This is a genomic window from Roseitranquillus sediminis (genome assembly GCF_016918935.1).
Classification (GTDB): domain Bacteria; phylum Pseudomonadota; class Alphaproteobacteria; order Rhodobacterales; family Rhodobacteraceae; genus Roseitranquillus; species Roseitranquillus sediminis.
Window position 1 is genome coordinate 137,290 of sequence record NZ_JAFFOB010000014.1, and the last position, 16,420, is coordinate 153,709.

Here is a 16,420-nt window from a genome sequence, read left to right on the forward strand (position 1 = left end):
ACCTAGCGGCGCGCGCAGTGCGCCTCGGCCGTAGCGCCGAAGCGCTTGTACCTCTGCCAAAAGACCTCGTCCGAGCGGCGGCTTGACTGCCGGACCACCTGCGAGCGGTGCGGGTCGGCGAAGAAGCTCGCCGCAAGGCGCTGGTCGCGCCGGTCAAGCGTGGCGTTGGCCACCTGCTGGATGCAGCCGCAGAGCGACCTGCTGGGTCCGCGGTCGGACCTGAGGCACGCGTTCTCGACCAAGCCGGCCTGCGCCAGCGTCGGGAGGGTCATGGCCAGAGCCAATGCTGCGATGCGAAACATGCTCGATTTCCTCATTCTGCCCGTGCGCGTTGACCGCGCTATGTGGCGCGAAGGCTGCCACAAGGGCAGACTTCGGGCAACCTCGGATGCGAAAAGGCCCGGCGGGTGAGGGCTGTCTGCATCAGTTCGCGGGGAGAGCCTCGCTCGCGGAAAAGGAGAGGGTCAGGCAGGTGCCTTCCGTATCCTGCGACCACGCGGCCTTGGCCTGCAACTGCCGGCTGGCCGCGCCGATGATCTTCAGCCCGAGGCTCGGTGTCTCTGTCACCTCGGAGAAGCCGGTGCCGTCGTCGGCGAGGACCAGTCGGTAGAGCCCGCCGTTCCGCTGCCCAGTCAGGGTGACGCTTCCGACACGCTCGTTCGGGAAGGCGTGCTTGACGGAGTTGGTGACGAACTCGTTCACGATCAGGCCCAGCGCCGCCGCCCGCTCGGGCGGCACGTAGGCCTCCTCCACGGCGACGCGAACGCTGACGTTCTTCGGCAGCGACTCGTCGAGAAGCTGCGCGATCCGGCCAAGGTAATGCGCCAGCGGAACGCTGCCGCCGCCGGTGTCGTTGATTGCCGCATGCAGCGCCGAGATCGCGGCCACGCGCTGCTCCGCGTCGAGCAGCACCTGACAGGCCTCCTCGCTCGCACCGCGGCGCTGCATCCTGAGATAGGAGGCAACCATCTGGAGCGAGTTCTTGACACGGTGGTCGATCTCCGCCTGCAGACGCTTCTGCATCGCCAGCGCCTCGCGCAGTTCGATCTGCCTCACGACCTGTCGGGCGAGGAGGAGGATCGTGCGCCGCTGGTGCGAAGTGAGGTGCCGCGGCTTGTGGTCAAGAACGCAAAGCGTGCCGAGGGGAATTTCGTTCTCAAGCCGCAACAGCGCTCCGGCGTAGAAGCGAAAGGCCTCTGGTCCTTGGCAAAGCGGGTTGTCAACTGTGCGCGGGTCAAGCGCGGTGTCAGGGATCTCGAGGATCTCGTCCTCCGTCAGCGCGTGGAGGCAGATCGACTGGCTGATCGGCGTCTCGCGAAGCTCGGTTCCATGGGTCGCCTTGAACCACTGCCGCTCGTCCTCGACCAGCGAGATCAGGCAGACTGGTGCCTCGCAGAGTTCGGCCACATAGGCGACAATGTCGTCGAAATCCTGCTCGCGCGCCGAGCCCACCAGCCCGGTCGCCACAAGTGCTCCGAGCCGCGGGTCCTGGTACGGCGAGAAGGGAGTTTTTTGATGCGTGGTCATGAAGCTCACCGGATGCGCCAAGGCACCTTCTGGACCCGTAACGCGACGTCGGCAAGGCTGCTCGCGCGCGTTTCAGGTGCCGCAGAAGGTCTGGCGAACCTCCTGACCCGGCGCCGGCGGGTCGGCCAGCGGCAGATGCCGCGCCTCGGGCTTCCAAGGGCGGACCGTCGCCTCGGCAAGAGTATGGAACGGCGCGTAATCTCCTGCGACGGCGGCACTGATCGCCTCCTCGACGCGATGATTGCGGGGGATCAGCACCGGGTTTGCTCGTCGCATCGCGTCCTGCGCCGCGGAAATGTCCGCGCCCTCTCGCTCAAGCCGCGCAAGCCATTCGCCGCGCCAGACACGGAAAGGCGCGTCGAGCCGGTCTTCGGTGAGCGCGCGGAAGGTCGCGGTGAAGTCGGCACCCTCGGCGGCCATCACGTCAAGGAGGCGGCCGATCAGCGCCGCGTCCCCCTCCTCGGAGCCGCGCAGGCCAAGTTTGACGCGGAAGCGCCGCAGATACGCCGCTTGGTAGAGTTCGGGGAAGGCGTGCACCGCTTCGGTCGCGGCCTCGATCGCCGCCTCGCGCTCGCCCATCAGCGGGATGAGACAGGTCGCGAATTGCGCGATGTTCCAGACCGCTACCTGCGGCTGCGCCGAATAGGCATACCGGCCGAAGCGGTCGATTGAGGAGAAGACCTTGTCGGGATGGTAGGCGTCCATGAAGGCGCAGGGCCCGTAGTCGATCGTCTCGCCCGCTACGCTCATGTTGTCGGTGTTCATCACGCCATGGATGAAGCCGACGCTCATCCAGGCGGCGATCAGCTCGGCCTGCGCCGCGACCACCGCCTGCAGCAGCCCCAGCGGACCGGCGGCGTCGGGATAGTGGCGCGCGAGGACATGCTCGGTCAGGGCTTGCAGCCCCTCCACGTCCTGACGAGCGGCGAAGTATTGGAACGTGCCGACGCGGACGTGGCTGCGGGCCACACGGGTCAGGACCGCGCCCGGCAGGCGCGCCTCGCGGAGCACCTCCTCGCCGGTGGAGACCGCGGCGAGGGCGCGGGTCGTCGGGATGCCCAGCGCGTGCATTGCCTCGCTGACCACGTATTCGCGCAGCACCGGCCCAAGCCAGGCGCGCCCGTCGCCCATACGGCTGAAGGGGGTGGGGCCGGAGCCCTTGAGTTGCACGTCGCGCCGCCCGTCCTCGCCCAGCACCTCGCCCAGCAGGATCGCGCGGCCATCACCCAGCTGAGGCACCCACCCGCCGAACTGGTGGCCCGCGTAGGCCTGCGCCAGCGGCTCGGCGCCCTCGGGCACGAGGTTGCCCGCCAGCATCGCCACGCCATCGTCCGACCGCAGCGCCTCCACGTCGAATTCAAGGCTTCGCGCGAGCGGCTCGTTGAGCCGGATCAGCGACGGCGCGGCCACCGGAGTCGGCGCAAGGCGCGAATAAAACCGGCCGGGCAGGCGGGCGTAGCTGTTGTCGAAGGAAATCCGCAAGTCCATGAGGGCTAGGTAGGGCCGGAGGCGCCTGCCCGCCAGTGGCGGCTAGAGCCGGCCGATCCGCTTGGTCAGGAGCGCGAAGAAGCCATCAGCGTCGAGATCGCCCATGAAGGTGGCGTTGGGCGCCCGGTCTGTCACGCGCCACCAGTCCGCTACGGTCATGCCGCGCGTCAGGTCGGACGCGGTCTCGATCTCCACGTTCACGTGGCGGCCACTGAAGAGCTCCGGCTTCAGGAGATAGGCGATCACGCAGGGGTCGTGCAGCGGCGCGCCATCGCTGCCGTACTTCTCCTTGTCGAACCGCTCGAAGAAGTCGGTCCAGGCGGCCACCGTCTCGCCCACGCGGGTGCCGAGGTCGCGGAAGGCGCGATTGCGCTCGGGCGTCACCAGCGCCTTGTGCGTCACGTCGAGCGGCATCACCGTGATCGGCGCGCCGCAGGCAAAGACGGCCGCGGCCGCCTCCGGGTCGACATAGATGTTGAACTCGGCGGCGGGCGTGATGTTGCCGACCTCGAAGTAGGCGCCGCCCATCAGCACGATCTCGGCGATGCGCCCCGCAATGTCGGGCGCCTTCTGCAGCGCGCAGGCGATGTTCGTCAGCGGCCCGAGTGGGCACAGCGTCACCGTGCCTCCTGGTTCGGCCCTCAGCGTGTCGATCAGGAAGTCGACCGCGTGCGCGTCCTGGAGCGGCAATGCCGGATCCGGCAATTCGGCTCCGTCGAGTCCGGTCTTGCCATGGACGTGCTCGGCGGTGACGAGCGGTCGCGCGAGCGGCGCATCGCAGCCCGCGAAGACGCGGGCGCGGGGGCGCCCGGCAAGCTCGCAGACCATGCGGGCGTTCTTCTGGGTCAGAGCCAGCGGTACGTTGCCCGCGACGGCGGTGATTCCGAGCACCTCGAGTTCTTCAGGCGAGGCGAGCGCGGTGAGGATGGCCACGGCGTCGTCCTGGCCGGGGTCGGTGTCGATGATGATCTTGCGCGGGCTCATGGGCGCGAGATTGGCGGCGCGTCCTCGCGAAGTAAACGGGCGACTCGCGTGACGCTACTCGGCGGCCCTCAGCGACGTCTGGGCTCCCGCCAGATGATCGCGCGGGACCTCCACGTCCCAGATGATCTCCGGCAGCGACAACTTTCCAACCGCCCGCGCGAGGGCGCGGTCGCGCGCCGCCCGGCTGCCGCGGCCGAAGGACCGCGCGGCAACGACCGAGCCGATCCAGTTGGCGATGGTGCGCGACCAGATCCGGAGCGCCAGCATCGACGGCGTGAAGATCAGCGTGAGCACCGTCGCGATGCCGAGGCCGAAGACCACCGCCGTCGCCAGCTGCTTCCACCAGAGCGCGGTCGGGCTGTCGATCGAATAGCCGCCGCCGAAGAAGTCGAGGCTGATGCCCAGCATCATCGGCGTCAGGCCGGCCATGGTCGTGATGGTGGTCAGCAGGACCGGCCTCAGCCGCGACTCCGCAGTTCGCACGATCGCCTCGATCCGCGGCATGTACTGGCTGTACTCCTGGTACGTGTCGATCAGCACGATGTTGTTGTTCACGACGATGCCCGCCAGCGCCACGATGCCCGTCCCGGTCATGATGATCGAAAACGGCTGGTTCATCACCAGCATCCCCACCAGCACGCCGGCGGTCGACAGCACCACCGCCAACAGCACGAGGACAGCGTTGTAGAACGAGTTGAACTGCGCGAGCAGGATCACGAACATCAGGCCCAGCGCGCCGGCGAAGGCGGTCATCAGGAACTGGCCCGACTCCTCCTGCTCCTCCTGGTCCCCGGTCCACGCCCAGTCGATGCTCGCCGGGAGCGGATCGGTCTCGAGCCACTCGGTCAGGACGGCGATCCGTTCGTTGGGATTGATGGCCACACCCTCGGCGTTGGTCAGGCCCGGCCGCACGTCGGCCTTCACGTCGAAGAACCGCATCTGGTCGATGCGGTCGATCTGGCCCAGCTTCTCGACCGGCTGGCGGGTGATGAAGTTCGAGAGCGGGATCAGGCCGTCCGCCGTCCGCACCTTGAGCGAGTCGAGCGTCGACAGCACCCGGTCCTCCTCCGGCAGGCGCACGCGGATCTCGATCTCCTCGTCCGAGCTCTCGACGCGCATCGTGTCGAGCAGGATGCCACGGGTCACCAGTTGCACCATCGCACCCACGGTCGCCACGTCGGCGCCGTAGCGGCCGGCCTTCTCGACGTCGACGTCGATCTGCCAGTCGATGCCGGGCAGGGGGCGCGTATCCTCGACCTCGATCAGCGCCTCGGTGCTCTCGAACTTCTGCCGGGCGACGGCGGTGGCGGCCAGAAGTTCATTCCAGTTCTCGCCCTTCAACCGCAGATGGACCGGCTTGCCAGAGCCGGGGCCCATGGCGAGGTCGCGGATTTCGGTTGCGATACCGGGGATCATGTCGAGTTCGGCCTGCAGCCGGTCGAGGATCAGGTCCCCGTCAAGCTCTTCGGCGTTCAGTCCGTTACGGGCGGCGTAGGCGGGCCGATCCTCCCACGGGATCAGCTCGATCTGGACCTGACCGACGGCGTCGAGCGGCGCCTCGGACCCGGCCATGGAGTTGAGCCCGCCCTCGCCGGCGAAGGCAAACGCGCTCTCGATGCCTTCGGTATCGAGCACGACCCGCTCAACCTCGTCGACCAGCGCATCCTTCTCGACCAGGCTGAGGTTGCCGCGTGCGCGGACGTAGACGATCGCCTGCTCCGGCTCGGAGTCGACGAAGAACTCCACGCCGCTGTTGTTCTGCCCGTAGACGGTGAAGGTCCCGAGGACGAAGGCGATCACCCCGGCAATGGCGACGAGCGGCATCACCGGGTTGCCGGCGATGAAGGCGATGAAGTGTCCGAAGACCGTGCGCCGCTTGCCCGCGCGGATGCGCCGCGGCCGCCGTTCCCACCGCGCGGCGCCGAGCGCGATCGAGCTCGATACCAAACCGGCGAAGAACATCAGTGGCCCCGGCAAGATCGCCAGCGCCCCCGGTAGCGGCGAAATGGTCCCGCCGAAGATGTAGCCGGGGTTGAGCCACTGCATCGCGCCCACGAAAGTCAGCATCCAGGCAAGCGGCACCAGCGCCGCGCGCGCCACCCACGGCAGCGAGCGCCGCAGCGCCGCCGACGCGCGACCGAAGATGCGCGAGGTGCGGCCAGCCACGCCGCCCAGGACCGGCAGGAACACGATCGCTACGATGAAGGACGCGGTCAGCACGAAGATCATCGTAACCGGCAGCATCCCCATGAACTCGCCCGGAACGCCCGGCCAGAGCAGCATGGGCAGGAAGGCGCAGAGGGTCGTCGCCGTCGAGGCGGCAATGGGCCAGAACATCCGCTTGGCTGCCTCGGTATAGGCGTGCATCGGGCCGGACCCTTCGGAGATGCGCTTGTCGGCGTACTCCACCACCACCACGGCGCCGTCGACCAGCATCCCCACGGCGAGGATCAGGCCGAACATGACGATGTTGGAGATCGTCACGCCCATCACTGCGAAGAGGGCGAACGTCATCAGGAAGGACGTCGGGATAGCGATGCCGACGAGCAGCGCCGAGCGCGTGCCGAGCGCAGCCAGCACGACGATCATCACGAGCGCAATGGCGGTGAGGACTGAGCCCTCGAGCTGGCTCACCATCGAGGCGACGGTGCGGGACTGGTCGTTCGAGGTACCGACGCTGATCGCGTCGCGCAGCTCCTGCGGCCAGCTCGCCCGCTCGGCCTCCACCGTCTCGCGCACGAGGGCGGCGGTGTCGATGATGTTGAAGCCCTTACGCTTGACGACCTGGATCGCGACCGTCGCCTCGCCATTGAAGCGGGCGGTGCCGTCGCGGTCCTCGAAGGTCAGGCGGATGTCGGCGAGGTCGCCCAGGGTGACGACGCGGTCGCCGTTCACCTTGACCGGCAGGTTGTAGACGTCGGTGCGGTCGTCGAAGGACGAGGGGATCTTGACGCTGAACGCGCCGGTCTCGGTCTCGACCTCGCCCGCGGCGATCAGCTGGTTGTTGTTGACCACGGTCGAGATCAGCTCGCCCGCCGTGACGTTATAAGCCTCGAGCCTGAGCGGGTCGATCACCACCTCGAGCATCTCGTCGCGGTGCCCCGCCAGCGGCGCCTCCAGCACCGGCTCCAGCCCCTCCAGCCGGTCCTGCAGGTCGGAGGCCACGCGCAGCAGCGTCCGCTCCGGCACCGCGCCAGACAGGTTCACGATGATGATCGGAAACTCGGAGAAGTTGATCTCGTTGATGGAGTACTGGTCGGCGCCCTCGGGGAAACTCGCCTCGGCATTGTTCATCCGGTCGCGCACGTCGGCGATGGTCTTGGTCTTGTCCCAGCCGAACTCGAACTCCAGCGCCACGCCGGCATATCCCTCGGCCGCGGTGCCCTGCATGGACTTCAGGCCGTCGAGGTCGGAGAGCTCCGTCTCCATCGGCTTGACGAGCAGCTTCTCGGCGTCCTCAGCCGAGATGCCGGGAAAGGGGACGGACACGAAGAGCGCCGGGATCTCGATGTCGGGTTCGCCCTCCTTCGGGAGGTTCGCGTAGGCGAAGCCGCCCGCGACCAGCGACAGCGCGACGAAGGCCAGGATCATCCTGGCGCGCGATGCCGCCCAGTCGACGACGCGGGTCATCCCGCACTTTCCCGGTAGGTCGGTTCAACCGGGACTCCGTCGGTAACGAATTCCTGTCCCACCACGATGACGTCGACCTCAGGGCCGAGCCCGGTGACCCATATGCCCTCCATCGTGTCGCGCAGGACCGACACCGGCAGGAACTCCGCGCGGCCCGCGGCCACGGTCCGGATGCCCAGGCGGCCCTCGTCGTCAAGCGTCAGGGCCGACTGTGGCAGCAGGTGTGCGGTCTCGCCCTCGGCCTCTATCATCATCTCGGCAGTCTGGCCGTCGCGGATCGAGAGGTCGCCATTCTCGACCTGGACATCAACGCGGAAGGTGCGGGTCGTCTCGTCGGCCGAACGGCTGACGAAGACGACTTCGCCCACCACCTGCCGGCCCGAGGCGAGACGTGCCGCGGCCGGCGCGCCGGGCTCCACCCGGTCGATGTCGGTCTCGGGGACGAACCCGACGAGCGTGATCGGATCGAGCTGCACGATGGTGGCGCAGAGCGCGCCCGGCTGCAGGAGCGACCCCTGTTCCGCCGCGTCGGTCTCGAGCAGGCCGGGGAAGGGCGCACGGATCTCCAGCCGCTCGATCTCCTTCTGCGCGGCCGCCACCGCCGCCTGCGCCGACTGCACGCCCGCACGCGCCGCCTCGACACCGGCGCGCGCCGACTGCACCGCGGCCTGCGCCGACGCCACCCGCGTCTCAGATGCAAAGCCGCCCTCGCTCAGCTGCGCGGCTGCACGGTTGTTGATCTCGGCCTCCACGAGCCTCGCCTCGGCCTCCGACAGGCGCGCCTCCGCCTCGGGCGCGCGCGCCTCGGCCTCTGCCAGGGCGGTGTCGCGGGTGCCGGGGTCAAGCATGCAGAGCAGGTCGCCCGCCTCTACCGACGCACCCTTGGAAAGCGGGGAGGAGATCACGCTGCCGCTGGTTTCGGCCCGCACGTCGACCTGTCTCGCGGCCTCGGTCCGGCCGCGAATGAGGACGCTGCTGTCCACGTCCCGGGCGCGCGACGCGATCGCCACGACGCGGACAGCGTGCGGCTCCTCTTCCACCGGAGCGTCGACGGTAGCCTCGGCCGTCTCACGTTGTGCGACGGCCATGACGCCGTTGCGCTCGAACACCAGCAGATAGAGCGACAGCATGACCACGATTGCGGTCAGGATCGGGATCGGTCGCATTTAGTTCGTTCTCTCGGCCAATGTGGCTGCGGCGACCATGCCGGCAGCCTGTCAATTAGAGATGGTCCGTAAACTTGGAACCCTAATGCTAAACTAAATCGTTCACATCAGCGATGGCGAGGTGACGTTTCCCGCACCTTGCAGGACCTTGGCATGCCAGAAGCACGCCTGTATGTCACGCCCGAGCAGAATGGGAATATCGGGTGAGCCAGAGCGACAGTTTCATCGAAGAGGTGACCGAGGAGGTCCGGCGCGACCGTTTCTTCCGGTTCATCCGGCGATGGTGGTGGGTGGCATTGGCCGTCGTGCTGATCGTCGTCGGCGGCGCCGCCTGGAACGAATGGCGCAAGGCACGTGATGCGGCGGAGGCGCAGGCCTTCGGGGACGCGATCGTGACCGCGCTTGATGCCGATACGGCCGAGGCTCGCGCCGCAGCGCTGGCCGAGATCGAGGCCGAGGGAGGGCGCGCCGCGCTCGTCGATCTTCTGCGGGCGGCCGAGGCGCCGGGCGACGCCGCTACTGCGCCACTGGCCGCCGTGGCCGGAGCGGAGTCGCTTGAGCCGCGATGGCAGGAACTTGCACGGCTGAAGCTGGTGCTTGCCGAAGACGCGATGTCGCCGGAGGAGCGGATAGCGGCGCTTGAGCCGATGACCGCGGCCGGTGCGCCCTACCGTCTGCTCGCGTTCGAGGCTATCGCGCTCGCCCACGCCCAGGCCGGCGAGACCGAGCAGGCTGTGGCGGTGCTGCGGGACGCGCTGGCGGACCAGCAGGTGAGCGAGGGCTTGCGTGCAAGGGTTTCGCAGTTGATGGTCGCGCTGCAGGGCGCGCCGGAGCCGGAATGACGAGCGACGGGGCGGCTTGCGTGATGCCGGTGCGAAGGACGGAACGGGGACCAAGACCATGAGACGCGCGGCCTGCCTCACCGTTCTGGCGCTGCTGGCGCTCGCCGGCTGCGGCGGCGACGAGATCCTGCCGGGTGAGCGGCTGGAACTGCGGCCCGAGCGCGAGGAGCCCGTCGCTAGTGCAGGTCCTCTGAGCTTGGCGCCCCCGCAGGCGCTCGCTTCCTGGACGCACAAGGCGGGCCAACCGGATCATGATCCGCCGCATGCAGCGCTGTCGGCGTCTCTCACCCGGGTCTGGAGCGTGGACATCGGCCAGGGTGCCGGGCGTCAACACCGGATCGGCGCCGATCCGGTGGTCGATGGTGGGCGAGTTTTCACGCTGGACAGCCGCGCACGTGTGGCGGCGCACTCGACCGGAGGCGCGCAACTCTGGGCGCGCGATCTGACCCCGCGGGCCGACCGCAGCGGCGACGCCTCGGGCGGCGGCCTGGCCGCCACCGGCGGACGTGTCTTCGTCACGACGGGTTTCGGAAAGCTCCTGGTTCTCGACGCATCGAACGGGCGGACGCTCTGGGAGCAGGACCTGGACGCCGTGGCGACCGGGGCGCCGACGGTGGTCGGTGACATCGTCTATGCGGTTTCGCGCGACAGTCGCGGCTGGGCGCTCGACGTCGAAACGGGCCGCGTCCTGTGGCAGCTTTCGGGCGTACCAAGCGCAATCGGCGTCGATGGTGGTGCATCGCCGGCGGTGGACGAGCGCCTCGCCCTCTTCCCGATGGCATCGGGCGAGCTGGTGGCGGCCCTTCGGCAGGGCGGCACGCGGGTCTGGACCGCGCCGATCACCGGCCGCCGCGCCGGCCGCGCCTATGCCGTGATCGACGACATCACCGGCGACCCTGTGATCGCCGGCGATCGCGTCGTGGTCGGCAATCCATCGGGGCGCACGGTGACGCTCGACGCGACGAGTGGCGAGCGGCTCTGGACGGCGCGCGAGGGCGCGATGAGCCCGCCGGTGGTGACGCAGAACGCGGTCTTCGTCGTCTCCGATACCAACGAGCTCGTCCGTCTGGACGCAGTCACCGGCGCCCGCGTCTGGGCGGCCGAACTGCCGGGCTTCGTCAACCAGCGTCTTCGCCGTCGCAAGGCGGTGCACGCCCACTATGGTCCGGTGCTGGCCGGCGGCCGGCTGATCGTGGCGAGCGACGACCGCGTGATCCGCAGCTTCGACCCAGCCACGGGCGCCCTCGTCGCCACGGCCGAGCTTCCGGGCGGCGCGGCCAGCAATCCGGCCATCGCGGGCGGAACGCTTTACGTCGTCACGAGGGACGGACGGCTCCACGCCTATCGCTAGGCGCGGCATCGTGCTTTCGGGGCGCCGCGGTTTGGTGTAGGCGGGGCGGTCTGAAGCCTTCGGGAGGTTCGCTCCGTGCCCTTCACCCTCGCCATCGTCGGCCGGCCCAACGTCGGCAAGTCGACCCTTTTCAACCGGCTCGTTGGAAAGCGGCTGGCGTTGGTCGACGACCAGCCGGGCGTGACCCGCGACCTGCGTGAGGGACAGGCGCGGCTGGGCGATCTGCGCTTCACGGTCCTCGACACTGCCGGCCTCGAGGACGCGACGGACGACAGCCTGCAGGGGCGGATGCGCCGCCTGACCGAGCGCGCCGTGCAGATGGCCGACGCCTGCCTCTTCCTGATCGACGCCCGCGCCGGCGTCACGCCGGTGGACGAGACCGTGGCCGACATCCTGCGCCGGGCGTCGAAGCACGTGATCCTGGCCGCCAACAAGGGCGAGGGCCGCGCGGCGGACAGTGGCGTAATCGAGGCCTGGACGCTGGGTCTCGGCGAGCCGCTGCGGCTCTCGGCCGAGCACGGCGAGGGCTTCGGTGAGTTGGCCGCTATGCTCGCCGATCTGATCGACGCGCACGAGGAGGCGTCACCGGAAGAGGAACCCGTCACTGACGTGGACGTCGACGAGGCGGGCGAGGCGCCGGACCTACCGTCGCGCCCGATGCAGGTCGCCGTCGTCGGCCGGCCGAATGCCGGAAAGTCCACGCTGATCAACCGCCTGCTGGGCGAGGAGCGGCTGCTGACGGGGCCGGAGGCCGGCATCACCCGCGACGCGATCTCGGTTCTTCTGGATTGGGACGGCGTATCCGTGCGGATGTTCGACACCGCGGGAATGCGCAAGAAGGCGCGGGTGCAGGAGAAGCTCGAAAAGCTGTCGGTCGCCGACGCACTCAGGGCGGTGAAGTTCGCCGAGGTGGTGGTCGTTCTGCTCGACGCCGCCATCCCGTTCGAGCAGCAGGACCTGCGCATCGCCGACCTCGCCGAGCGCGAGGGCCGGGCGGTCGTGGTTGCGGTCAACAAGTGGGACCTCGAGGACGACCGGCAAGCAAAGCTGCGTGAATTGAAGGAGGAGTTCGAACGGCTGCTGCCGCAGCTTCGAGGCGCGCCACTCGTCACCGTCTCGGCGCTGACCGGGCGGGGCATGGACCGGCTGCAGGCGGCGGTCATCCGCGCGCACGAGATCTGGAACCGCCGCGTCACCACGGCCCAGCTCAATCGCTGGCTGGCAGACATGGTGGCCGCGCATCCGCCGCCGGCGCCGGGCGGACGACGTATCAAGCTGCGCTACGCGACGCAGGTGAAGACACGGCCGCCGGGCTTCATTGTGATGGCCTCGCACCCCGAGAAGCTGCCGGAGAGCTACGCGCGCTACCTGGTCAACGGTTTGCGCGACGACTTCGACATGCCCGGCACGCCGATCCGCCTGACCTTCCGCAGTCAGGCGGACCGCAACCCCTACAAGAACCGCAGGAAGTCGACGCCGTCGCGCCTGCGCAAGCATCTCGGCAAGCCGCCGGCCGGTTGAGCGTGGTCGTCAGCGTCGGGGTCTCGCGTACCCGCCGCACATTGACACCTTGTCAAGGACTACTCTTCCACCTTCGCAGCGTTCCAGAGCGCGTCCATCTCGGCGAGCGTCGCTTCCGCCGGCGTCCGTTCCTCGCGGTCCAGCGCCTGCTCGATCCGCTCGAACCGACGCTGGAACTTGGCATTCGCGCGGCGCAAGGCCGCCTCCGGATCGAGCTCAAGGCGTCTGCCGAGGTTGACGAGGGTGAAGAGCAGGTCGCCGAATTCGTCCTCGATGTCATCGACCTTGCCGCTGCCGCGCGCGCGGGCCAACTCGGCCGCCTCCTCGGCGACCTTGGCGGCGACGTCGGCGTCCTCGTCCCAGTCGAAGCCCACGCGCGCGGCGCGGTTCTGAAGCTTCAGCGCCCGCGTCAGCGCCGGCAGGCCCAAGGCGACGCCATCGAGCGTGCCCGACGCACCGGCCCGCCGCCGCTCGGCGGCCTTCTGCGCCTCCCAGTCGCGGGTCTGCTGCTCGGCGGACTTGCCGCGTCCCTCGTTCCCGAAGACGTGCGGGTGGCGCGCCACCATCTTGTCGCCGATACCGCGCGCCACCGCCTCGAAGTCGAAGTGCCCGTCCTCCTCGGCCATGCGCGCGAAGTAGACGACCTGCAGGAGAAGGTCGCCGAGCTCGCTCCGCAGATCGTCCCAGTCGCGGCGCTGCACGGCGTCGGCGACCTCGTAGGCCTCCTCGATCGTGTAGGGGGCTATCGTCTCATAGGTCTGCTCGAGGTCCCAGGGGCAGCCGCCGTCGGGATCGCGGAGCCGAGCCATGATCTCGATGAGACTTGCCATCGCGCTTGCGGCGGAACGATCGGTCATTGCAGCCCCTTTCCGGATCGGCAATTGCTGCGGACGGGCTAGCCGATCGCGAGAGGGAACGTCCATATGCCCATCTTGAACCGCATCGCCGACTTCGCCCCCGAGATGGCGGAATGGCGCCGCCATCTGCACCGCAACCCCGAGATCGGGTTCGACTGTCACGCGACGGCGGCCTTCGTCGCGGAGCGCCTGCGACAGTTCGGGGTCGACGAGGTGCACGAGGGAATCGCGCAGACGGGGATCGTGGCCATTGTCGAAGGCCGGTCGTCGGGACCGACCATCGGCCTTCGCGCAGACATGGATGCGCTGCCGATGCAGGAGGAGACGGGACTGGCGCACGCGAGCCGCGTGAACGGCCGGATGCACGCCTGCGGCCACGATGGGCACACCGCGATGCTGCTCGGCGCGGCGCGCTACCTGGCGGAGACGCGGAAGTTCGCCGGGCGAGCCGCTCTGATATTCCAGCCGGCGGAAGAGAGCGGCGGCGGCGCCGGCGTTATGGTCGACGAAGGGGTGTTGGATCGCTTTGACATCGCTCAGGTCTACGCGCTCCACAATGCGCCGGGGATGGCGGAGGGCACCTTCGCCACGAGCCCGGGCCCGCTGATGGCGGCGGTGGACACCTTCGAGATCGACGTCGTCGGACGCGGCGGCCATGGGGCGATGCCGCACGAGACGGTGGACCCGATCATGCCGGCGGTGGCGATCGTGCAGGCAATCCAGACGATCCTCAGCCGCAACCATCGCAACGACCAGGACCTGGTGATCTCGGTGACCCAGATCCACAGCGGCTCGGCCGACAACATCGTGCCGGACCGCGCCTGGATCTGCGGCACCGTTCGCACCTTCTCGGAAGACGTGCAGCGGATGGTCATGTCGCGGATCGAGGAGATCGTCGCCGGACAGGCCGCGGCCTTCGGCGCGACGGCGAAGCTCGACTACCAGGTCGGCTATCCGGCAACGTACAACGATCCTGGCCGGACCCGCTTCGCGGCCGAGGTCGCACGGGAGGTTGCCGGGGACGAGCGGGTGGACGACGAATCAGGCCGCGAAATGGGGGCCGAGGATTTCTCCTACATGCTGCGGGCGCGCCCGGGCGCCTACCTCTTCCTCGGACAGGGAGACGGAGCGGGACTCCACAACCCGCGGTATGAGTTCAACGACGCGGTGGCGCCGGTCGGAGCGACCTTCTTCGCGCGACTGGTCGAGCGGGCGCTGCCCATGTCCTCGGGCCGGTAACGGGGGACGCACGCCTCGAACACCCCCGCTGCGCGGGGGTGGCCTCGGCGCGCGTCGCGCTGTCGCGCGGGCGCCTATACCTGGCGGGGGCGAGACGGTTGACTGGGGAGAGGCGGGGCGGTTCCCTCGGCTCCGCACGGAGGTTGCGATGGCACTGGAAGATGCAAGGACGCAGGTCGACACGGCGCTGACGCGCACGGGCTTTCGCGGACGGTCGTGGGAGAACGCATTCGGCGGGGCGACGTCTTTCCTTCGGCGGACCTATGCGAAGGATCTCACCGGCGTTGACCTGGCGGTGACCGGAGTGCCGTTTGACCAGGCGGTGACGAACCGGCCGGGCGCCCGTTTCGGTCCGCGCGCCATCCGCGAGGCGTCGACGCTGCAGCCCTACGACCCACCCTACGGCTGGGGCTTCGATCCGCTGGAGGAGTTCGCGATCGCCGATCATGGCGATCTTGCCTTCGACTACGGGCGCCTCGTGGACTTTCCGGTGGCGCTGGAGGCCCATGTCGGGAGCATCCTCGACGCCGGCGCGGGCGCGCTGATCCTCGGCGGCGACCACTCGGTGAGCCTGCCGGTGCTGCGGGCTCACGCGGCGCGGCACGGGCCGCTGGCGCTGGTGCAGTTTGACGCGCATTCCGACACCTGGACGGACGACGATCCCGGCCGGCTGGATCACGGCACGATGTTCTACAAGGCAGTACAGGAGAAGATCCTCGATCCGGCCGCCTCGATCCAGGTCGGGATCAGGACGGAGAACCCGGACATGCGCGGGATCGAGGCGATCGATGCGCCGGCGGTGCATCGGCTGGGGCCCGACGCGGTGGCGGAGCGGGTGCGCGCCCGCGTGGGCGACCGGCCCGTCTATCTCAGCTTCGACATCGACGCGCTTGATCCGGCCTTCGCGCCTGGAACGGGGACGCCGGTCTGGGGCGGGCTGGCCAGCTGGCAGGCGGCGGCAATCCTGCGCGGCATCGCCGGGATCAACCTGGTCGGCGGCGACGTGGTCGAGGTTTCGCCGCCCTACGACACGACCGGCGCCACCGCCATTGCCGGGGCACACGTGGCGATGGAGATCCTCTGCCTCTGGTGCTGGACACGGCGGTGATTGGGCTGGTTCCGGCGTCCGGCACCGCTAGGTGATGGCGCTATGTGGTGGACTGGTCTGGTGGCGCTCGGTGTTGCGGTGGGGCTGGCCGGGTGGGTGAGGCTTGCGCCGGCAAACCCGCCGGTATGGCATGTGGATCCGCTGACGGCGGAGCGGCCCGGCGGGCGCGGTTGGCTCGTGCGGCCTGAGGGCGGAGACCAGGTTTCACCCGCTTACCCGGTGTCGCTAGCCGAACTTCTTGCAGCGATCGACAGGGCGGCGCTGGCGGAGCCGCGGACGCGGCGTATTGCAGGCTCGGTCGAGGAGGGGCGGATGACCTACGAGAGCAGGTCGCGCATCTTCGGCTTTCCTGACTTCACCACCGTCGCCGCCATCGCCGACGGCGAGGGTGCGCGGCCTGTCCTGCTAGGACGGGCGCGCTTCGGCAGCTCGGATCTCGGCGTCAACCGGGCGCGGATCGAGCGCTGGCTCGTCCGACTGGAGTGAGACGCCGGGGCAGCCGTCCTGCAGCTTGCGCCACATCACGTTGTTGAGAGACATCTCGCATCGCGCCAGCCAGGTCTGGCAACTGGCCCGGATGCAGATCACGCCGCCGAGCTCGACACGCCGGCCGTCGCCGTCGGTACAGTAGAGCTCGATGGGCTTCGGCGGAGGCACGTCCGCCGCCGCGGCAGGGAGCGCGAAGAGCCCGAGGATAAGGGCGAACC

13 protein-coding genes are annotated in these 16,420 nt (G+C 69.0%); 6 read left to right on the forward strand and 7 right to left on the reverse strand.

Translation table 11 applies throughout. From position 1 onward, the window contains the following. Nucleotides 1-2: 2 nt before the first annotated feature. The 6 genes from JM664_RS07495 to JM664_RS07520 form a co-directional block, all read right to left on the reverse strand. On the reverse strand, nucleotides 3-302 hold the full coding sequence (locus JM664_RS07495) for a hypothetical protein (protein ID WP_227419298.1): 300 nt from the start codon (nucleotides 300-302) through the stop codon (nucleotides 3-5). Between the two features lie 121 nt (nucleotides 303-423). After that, the gene (locus tag JM664_RS07500; protein ID WP_227419299.1) at nucleotides 424-1,527 is read right to left on the reverse strand and encodes a histidine kinase dimerization/phosphoacceptor domain -containing protein; all 1,104 of its coding nucleotides are present in this window, start codon (nucleotides 1,525-1,527) and stop codon (nucleotides 424-426) included. A 72-nt stretch (nucleotides 1,528-1,599) separates the two neighbouring features. After that, nucleotides 1,600-3,015: a protein adenylyltransferase SelO gene (locus JM664_RS07505; RefSeq protein ID WP_227419300.1), complete on the reverse strand. Its 1,416-nt coding sequence runs from the start codon at nucleotides 3,013-3,015 to the stop codon at nucleotides 1,600-1,602. A gap of 42 nt (nucleotides 3,016-3,057) precedes the next feature. Continuing rightward, nucleotides 3,058-3,999: a nucleoside hydrolase gene (locus JM664_RS07510; protein ID WP_227419301.1), complete on the reverse strand. Its 942-nt coding sequence runs from the start codon at nucleotides 3,997-3,999 to the stop codon at nucleotides 3,058-3,060. A 54-nt stretch (nucleotides 4,000-4,053) separates the two neighbouring features. Beyond that, entirely contained in the window at nucleotides 4,054-7,629 is a 3,576-nt protein-coding gene (locus JM664_RS07515; protein WP_227419302.1) for an efflux RND transporter permease subunit, read from the reverse strand. Continuing rightward, nucleotides 7,626-8,795 (reverse strand): efflux RND transporter periplasmic adaptor subunit, encoded by a 1,170-nt coding sequence (locus JM664_RS07520; RefSeq protein ID WP_227419303.1) that lies wholly within the window; start codon nucleotides 8,793-8,795, stop codon nucleotides 7,626-7,628. The genes JM664_RS07515 and JM664_RS07520 overlap by 4 nt, the downstream gene beginning before the upstream one ends. Nucleotides 8,796-8,998: 203 nt before the next feature. Here JM664_RS07520 and JM664_RS07525 point away from each other — a divergent pair, with 203 nt between their 5' ends. The 3 genes from JM664_RS07525 (at nucleotide 8,999) to der (ending at nucleotide 12,509) form a co-directional block, all read left to right on the forward strand. After that, on the forward strand, nucleotides 8,999-9,637 hold the full coding sequence (locus JM664_RS07525) for a hypothetical protein (RefSeq protein ID WP_227419304.1): 639 nt from the start codon (nucleotides 8,999-9,001) through the stop codon (nucleotides 9,635-9,637). A gap of 58 nt (nucleotides 9,638-9,695) precedes the next feature. Continuing rightward, nucleotides 9,696-10,988, forward strand: coding sequence for an outer membrane protein assembly factor BamB family protein (locus tag JM664_RS07530; RefSeq protein WP_227419305.1), 1,293 nt, complete (start codon nucleotides 9,696-9,698; stop codon nucleotides 10,986-10,988). A 75-nt stretch (nucleotides 10,989-11,063) separates the two neighbouring features. Continuing rightward, complete coding sequence (gene der, locus JM664_RS07535; protein WP_227419306.1) at nucleotides 11,064-12,509, forward strand: ribosome biogenesis GTPase Der; 1,446 nt, start codon at nucleotides 11,064-11,066, stop codon at nucleotides 12,507-12,509. A gap of 59 nt (nucleotides 12,510-12,568) precedes the next feature. Here der and mazG read toward each other — a convergent pair whose 3' ends face one another. Further along, a complete protein-coding gene (mazG, locus tag JM664_RS07540) occupies nucleotides 12,569-13,366 on the reverse strand; it encodes a nucleoside triphosphate pyrophosphohydrolase (RefSeq protein ID WP_227419307.1) in 798 nt (265 codons plus the stop codon). 66 nt (nucleotides 13,367-13,432) lie between these two features. Here mazG and JM664_RS07545 point away from each other — a divergent pair, with 66 nt between their 5' ends. The 3 genes from JM664_RS07545 (at nucleotide 13,433) to JM664_RS07555 (ending at nucleotide 16,199) form a co-directional block, all read left to right on the forward strand. After that, the gene (locus JM664_RS07545; protein ID WP_227419308.1) at nucleotides 13,433-14,605 is read left to right on the forward strand and encodes a M20 aminoacylase family protein; all 1,173 of its coding nucleotides are present in this window, start codon (nucleotides 13,433-13,435) and stop codon (nucleotides 14,603-14,605) included. A gap of 148 nt (nucleotides 14,606-14,753) precedes the next feature. Then, nucleotides 14,754-15,713 carry an agmatinase gene (speB, locus tag JM664_RS07550; RefSeq protein WP_227419309.1) on the forward strand — a complete coding sequence of 320 codons (960 nt, stop codon included), beginning with the start codon at nucleotides 14,754-14,756 and terminating at the stop codon, nucleotides 15,711-15,713. Between the two features lie 42 nt (nucleotides 15,714-15,755). Next, complete coding sequence (locus JM664_RS07555) at nucleotides 15,756-16,199, forward strand: DUF1499 domain-containing protein (RefSeq protein WP_227419310.1); 444 nt, start codon at nucleotides 15,756-15,758, stop codon at nucleotides 16,197-16,199. Nucleotides 16,200-16,420: the final 221 nt, after the last annotated feature.

What these genes read in the sequence shown, in the direction of transcription:
- JM664_RS07515 (WP_227419302.1), bottom strand. Translation starts at nt 7,629, where the DNA reads ATGACCCGCGTCGTCGACTGGGCGGCATCGCGCGCCAGGATGATCCTG.
- JM664_RS07495 (WP_227419298.1), bottom strand. Translation starts at nt 302, where the DNA reads ATGTTTCGCATCGCAGCATTGGCTCTGGCCATGACCCTCCCGACGCTG.
- JM664_RS07505 (WP_227419300.1), bottom strand. Translation starts at nt 3,015, where the DNA reads ATGGACTTGCGGATTTCCTTCGACAACAGCTACGCCCGCCTGCCCGGC.
- mazG (WP_227419307.1), bottom strand. Translation starts at nt 13,366, where the DNA reads ATGACCGATCGTTCCGCCGCAAGCGCGATGGCAAGTCTCATCGAGATC.
- speB (WP_227419309.1), top strand. Translation starts at nt 14,754, where the DNA reads ATGGCACTGGAAGATGCAAGGACGCAGGTCGACACGGCGCTGACGCGC.
- JM664_RS07520 (WP_227419303.1), bottom strand. Translation starts at nt 8,795, where the DNA reads ATGCGACCGATCCCGATCCTGACCGCAATCGTGGTCATGCTGTCGCTC.
- JM664_RS07545 (WP_227419308.1), top strand. Translation starts at nt 13,433, where the DNA reads ATGCCCATCTTGAACCGCATCGCCGACTTCGCCCCCGAGATGGCGGAA.
- JM664_RS07555 (WP_227419310.1), top strand. Translation starts at nt 15,756, where the DNA reads ATGTGGTGGACTGGTCTGGTGGCGCTCGGTGTTGCGGTGGGGCTGGCC.
- JM664_RS07500 (WP_227419299.1), bottom strand. Translation starts at nt 1,527, where the DNA reads ATGACCACGCATCAAAAAACTCCCTTCTCGCCGTACCAGGACCCGCGG.
- JM664_RS07510 (WP_227419301.1), bottom strand. Translation starts at nt 3,999, where the DNA reads ATGAGCCCGCGCAAGATCATCATCGACACCGACCCCGGCCAGGACGAC.
- JM664_RS07530 (WP_227419305.1), top strand. Translation starts at nt 9,696, where the DNA reads ATGAGACGCGCGGCCTGCCTCACCGTTCTGGCGCTGCTGGCGCTCGCC.